Origin of the sequence: Megasphaera sp. An286 (assembly GCF_002163455.1) — a bacterium.
Lineage (GTDB): Bacteria > Bacillota > Negativicutes > Veillonellales > Megasphaeraceae > Megasphaera > Megasphaera stantonii.
Genome location: NZ_NFIY01000038.1, coordinates 1 through 4,858 on the forward strand (window position 1 = coordinate 1; position 4,858 = coordinate 4,858).

Sequence of the window (4,858 nt, forward strand, 5' to 3'; positions counted from 1 at the left end):
GTGGCACATAGGTTTCCTCCGAGATATAGATTTTGTTTGGTAGCATTATTATATCAGAAACCTATGTGTCATTTTTTATAGGTGTTGCACTTGTATTGTAAATTCGCCACAGAAAAACCGCCGCAGGAGCCCGTATCTCCTGCGGCGGTTCTCTTATTCTACGATGAGCGCGCCGTCTTCGCGCTGCGCCGCGTAGCCTACGATTTCCGCGCAGGGAATGGCCGACTGCAATTCCTTCAGCAAGGCCATGCAGTCCCGTTCCGAGACGGCAATGAGCAGGCCTCCCGATGTCTGCGGGTCGTACAGGACATCCATCATAGCCCGGCCGATGTCGCCCCTGACGATGATCTGCCCGTCCGTATAGTCCCGGTTGCGGTACGCGCCAGCTGGAATAAAGCCCATGTCGGCCATCTCGCAGGCTTCACCGTAATAGGGAACGCTTCCCGCCATGACGTGCAGCGTAAGGCCGCTTCCCCGGGCCATTTCAAAAGCGTGGCCCAAAAAGCCGAAGCCCGTCACGTCGGTGCAGCCGCCGACGTCGTAGCGGACCATGATATCCCTGGCCGCCTTGTTGAGCTGCGCCATTTGGCCGTGCAGCTTGCGCAGCAGGCCTTCCTCCACCATATCGCCCTGGGCCGCCGTCATGAGGATGCCTACGCCTAAGGGCTTGGTCAAAATCAAGACGTCGCCCTCGCGGGCCGACGAATTGCGCAGGAGCTTCTGCGGATGGACGAAGCCCGTCACGGACAGTCCGTACTTGGGCTCCTTGTCTTCTATAGTATGGCCGCCTGTAATAAGGACGCCCGCTTCATAAGCCTTGTCATAGCCGCCCTGCAGGATAGCCCGGACGGCCTCCTTTCCCATCTGCGAATTGATGCACATGACGTTCATGGCCAGCTTCGGCTCGCCGCCCATGGCGTACACGTCGCTTAGGGCGTTGGCCGCCGCAATTTGTCCAAATAAGAACGGGTCGTCGACGATGGGCGGAAAGAAATCGACGGTCTGCACCAAGGCCAATTCCTCGCTGACGACGTATACCGACGCGTCGTCGCTCTTATCGTAGCCGACGATCAGCCGTTCGTCATATCTTGTTGGAATACCTTCCAACAGCTGCGCCAGTTTCCCGGCGCCAATCTTAGCACCTCACCCCGAGCAGGACGCCATTTGAGTCAATTTGATCCTTTCATCCATAGCCGGCACCTCCCTTCTTCAGCTTCCATATCCCTACAGGATACGGTTTACCGGCCTTCCCGTTCCAGGATTTCCTTGCCGACAGTCACGCCGGCCGCCGAGGCCTGCACCAGCCCCCGCGTAATGCCGGCGCCGTCGCCGATGGCAAAGAAATTGGGAATCTTCGTTTCCAATTTGTGATTCAGTTCCAGCCGGTTGGAATAAAATTTAACTTCCACGCCGTACAGCAGCGTATGGCGCGAATTGGCACCGGGAGCCACCTTGTCCAGCGCCTCGAGCATTTCCTTGATGTCCTGCAGGTGGCGGTACGGCAGGACGAGGGACAAGTCGCCCGGCGTCGCATCAGGCATCGTCGGCCGCACGAGGCCCCGCAGAATGCGCTCCGGCGTCGAACGGCGGCCGTCGAGAAGATCTCCCAGCCGCTGGACAATGACGCCGCCGCCGAGGATATTGGCCAAATTGGCGATGTATTTGCCGTATTTGATCGGCTCGTGGAAGGGCTCGGTGAACTTCTTCGACACGAGGATGGCAAAGTTCGTGTTTTCGCTGCGCTTGTGAGCATAGCTGTGGCCGTTGACCGTCAAGAGGCCGTCGTTGTTTTCTTCTACGACGAAGCCATAGGGATTCATGCAGAAGGTACGAATCCTATCGTCGAAGGACTTGCTGAAATAGATGAGCTTCGATTCGTACACTATGTCGGTAATGGTCTCTAAAATTTCTGCCGGCATTTCTACGCGCACACCGATATCGACAGCGTTGGACGTCAGCTTGAGGCCCAGCTTGTCTACCTCGCCGACAAACCATTCCGAGCCTTCCCGGCCCGGCGCGCAGACCAGGTAGCGGCAGGCGTACAGCTGGTCTGCTATGATAACGCCCCGCACCTGCCCGTCTTCCACGACGATATGGTCTACAGCCGTATCGGCCATGATGTCGATCTTGCCGTCGAGGAAGTCGCGCATATTCGTCAGTATCTGGGCGTTTACATCCGTGCCGAGGTGGCGTATCCGCGCCGGAATAAGCCGTAAATCAGCCGCCGCGGCCTTGCGCTGCATCTGGCGGATGCACTCCTTATTTTCGTCGCCGTATACCTTGCGGTCTGCGCCGCCGAAGCGGCAGTATACGTCGTCGACATAGGCTATTTTTTCCATGAGCTCGGCCTTGGACATGTAGTCGTCCAAATTGCCGCCGTATTCCGTCGTCAGCGTCAACTTGCCGTCGCTGAAGGCGCCGGCGCCGCCCCAGCCGCACACGACGTTGCGGACCTTATCCTTAGGCAGGGCGTTTTTATTGCGGCTCGTCGCAATGCGCTCGCGAATGTCCTGCCCCTTTTCCACGATGAGAATACTCAGGCCTGTATCGGCCAGCTCCAGAGCCGTAAAAATACCGGCCGGCCCGGCCCCGATAATGATGACGTCATAGGTTTTTACAGCGTTCACCGTCTATCTCTCCTTTCGCCGCGGCCTGCTGCCGCGCAGTCGGGATATCTGCGATTGTATATCAACTATCCTCATTTAGCGTATCATGGGGCACGGGCCCTGTCAATATAAGGCGACCCCTGCTCTTCCCGGCAGGTTGTGCTATAATAAGGGCATGACTATACAAGCAAGGAGAGGTTTCATATGGCACAAAAACGAAAAGACCGACGGCAGCAGGCTGTCGACGACCCGAAGGAAGAGCTTCGGCTGCAGGAATACATCTTTCTCTGGACCTTCCTGCTCATGGTCCTCCTATTAGTGTCCTTATATCTGCAAATCAATCCGATCGTCCCGGCAGCGGCAGGCGTCGTCCTCGTCGTGTCTACTATCGCCCTGTACGTCAAATACCGCGAATTCTACGCCGTCCGCGACCGAGGCCAGCGTACCTGGTGCTCCGTCCTGTCGATGTACGCCAGCCTGCTCCTCACGCTGGGCTGCGCCTATTACTACTCGCAGCACGAAAAGCTGACCGACGAATACGCCCTCGTGTTCCTCTTCGGCTTTCTGTTCTTTACGTACATGGCCTACCGCACGCTGAGCCGTTCCATGGTCGTCGGCAACAAGCGAGTTCGCGTAAAACGCTGACGGCAGCGGGAAAAAGCCGGCAGGAAACAGTTATGCCGAAAGGCCAGGCAAAAGGCCGAAACGAATCAACTGCATACTTGAGAATATAAAAACAGCGCACACGATATCGTATGCGCTGTTTTTATGCACGCCGCTATAAACGGCGCAGCCTGTCGCTCTTAGCCTTCGAAGGGATGAGCGGCCTGTTTTTTCATGATATCTGTCGTAATTGCGTCAGAGCAGCAAACGGCGACGACGTCTACGACGTCTTCTGTCGAGCAGCCACGGGACAAGTCGAGGATCGGTTTTGCCAAGCCCTGAACCAAGGGGCCAAGAGCCGTTGCGTTGGCAAAACGCTGAACCATCTTGTAGCCGATGTTAGCAGCATCGAGGTTCGGGAAAATGAGGACGTTGGCATGACCGGCAACCTTGGAGCCCGGAGCTTTGCGTTCGCCAACTTCCGGTACCAACGCGGCGTCGGCCTGCATTTCGCCGTCGAAGTCGAATTCTACGCCGCGGTCTTTCAGGATCTGTACAGCCTGACGAACTTTGTCGACGGAATCGCCGGCGCCGCTGCCCATGGTGGAGTAGGACAAGAAGGCAACGCGAGGTCTTAACATCTGTACAGTTCTTTCAGCACGTTCCACGCAGATGCAGGCAATGTCAGCCAGCTGTTCTGCCGTCGGATCGGGAATAACACCGCAGTCGCCCAGTACGAGGATGCCGTTATCGCCGTACTGCGGCGTATTGGTCAGCAAAATGAAGGCACTGGATACGGTCTTGTTGCCCGGACGGGGGCCTACGACCTGAAGGCCGGCGCGGATAACGTCGGCAGACGTCGTAATCGCACCGGATACGACGCCGTCAGCTTCGCCGAGAGCAACGAGGCCGGCAGCGAAGAAGGTGTAGTTGTTAACCATAACTTCGTATGCTTTTTCCGGCGTCATGCCTTTCTTTTCGCGGCGTTTTGCAAAATATGCGCACAATTCGTCCATGCGGTAATACGTTGCCGGGTCGATTACTTCAACGCCCGTAAGGTCAATCTGGTATTTAGCAGCATCTTTTTTGATTTGTTCCAGTTTGCCTACGAGGACAATTCTGGCAAAGCCTTCGGCCAAAACACGTTCGGCAGCTTTCAGTACGCGGGGGCTGCTCGTTTCCGGAAGAACAATCTTCTTCTGCGCTTTCGCAACACGGGCTTTCAAATCTTCAGTAAATCGCATGAGGGAACCACTCCTTAAATAAATCTTAAAAATGAATGTTTGACAGCTTTATTATAATACAAAATGGAGTCGAATCAAATACGTTTCGCCCGCTTATTGCAATAATACGAACAATTCGGCATGAAAGTTAATCATTTTATAATATACTATTATGCATTTATGCTATCATACATGAGTCTATGTGTTATCTTAAAGACCTGCGGCAGAACGAAAGGATGTATTGCTCCCGACTGGAGAAGATGAAAATTCGCTGAAGAAAGAATATCCCCATATACAAAAGGAAGCGACGACAGACATTGGTTAATTGTAAAATGAATTTGAACAGGTAATCAAAAAAACAAAAATCCATAGTGAAGCTTCATGTTAAAATGGTTTTGCGAGAAATCATCAACAAAGGAGCAATCA

The 4,858-nt window shown here is 54.5% G+C and carries 4 protein-coding genes; 1 reads left to right on the forward strand and 3 read right to left on the reverse strand.

The features are described from left to right. Positions 1-153: 153 nt before the first annotated feature. Complete coding sequence (gene selD, locus B5F80_RS11005) at positions 154-1,191, reverse strand: selenide, water dikinase SelD (RefSeq protein WP_087478866.1); 1,038 nt, start codon at positions 1,189-1,191, stop codon at positions 154-156. 47 nt (positions 1,192-1,238) lie between these two features. Then, entirely contained in the window at positions 1,239-2,627 is a 1,389-nt protein-coding gene (locus tag B5F80_RS11010) for an NAD(P)/FAD-dependent oxidoreductase (protein ID WP_087478867.1), read from the reverse strand. 183 nt (positions 2,628-2,810) lie between these two features. On the opposite strand from B5F80_RS11010, the gene B5F80_RS11015 reads away from it, so the two are divergent. Then, positions 2,811-3,251 carry a hypothetical protein gene (locus tag B5F80_RS11015; RefSeq protein WP_087478868.1) on the forward strand — a complete coding sequence of 147 codons (441 nt, stop codon included), beginning with the start codon at positions 2,811-2,813 and terminating at the stop codon, positions 3,249-3,251. 158 nt (positions 3,252-3,409) lie between these two features. Here the strand turns inward: B5F80_RS11015 and pta are convergent, their stop codons facing one another. Continuing rightward, a complete protein-coding gene (gene pta / locus B5F80_RS11020) occupies positions 3,410-4,453 on the reverse strand; it encodes a phosphate acetyltransferase (RefSeq protein WP_087478869.1) in 1,044 nt (347 codons plus the stop codon). Between the last annotated feature and the right edge of the window lie 405 nt (positions 4,454-4,858).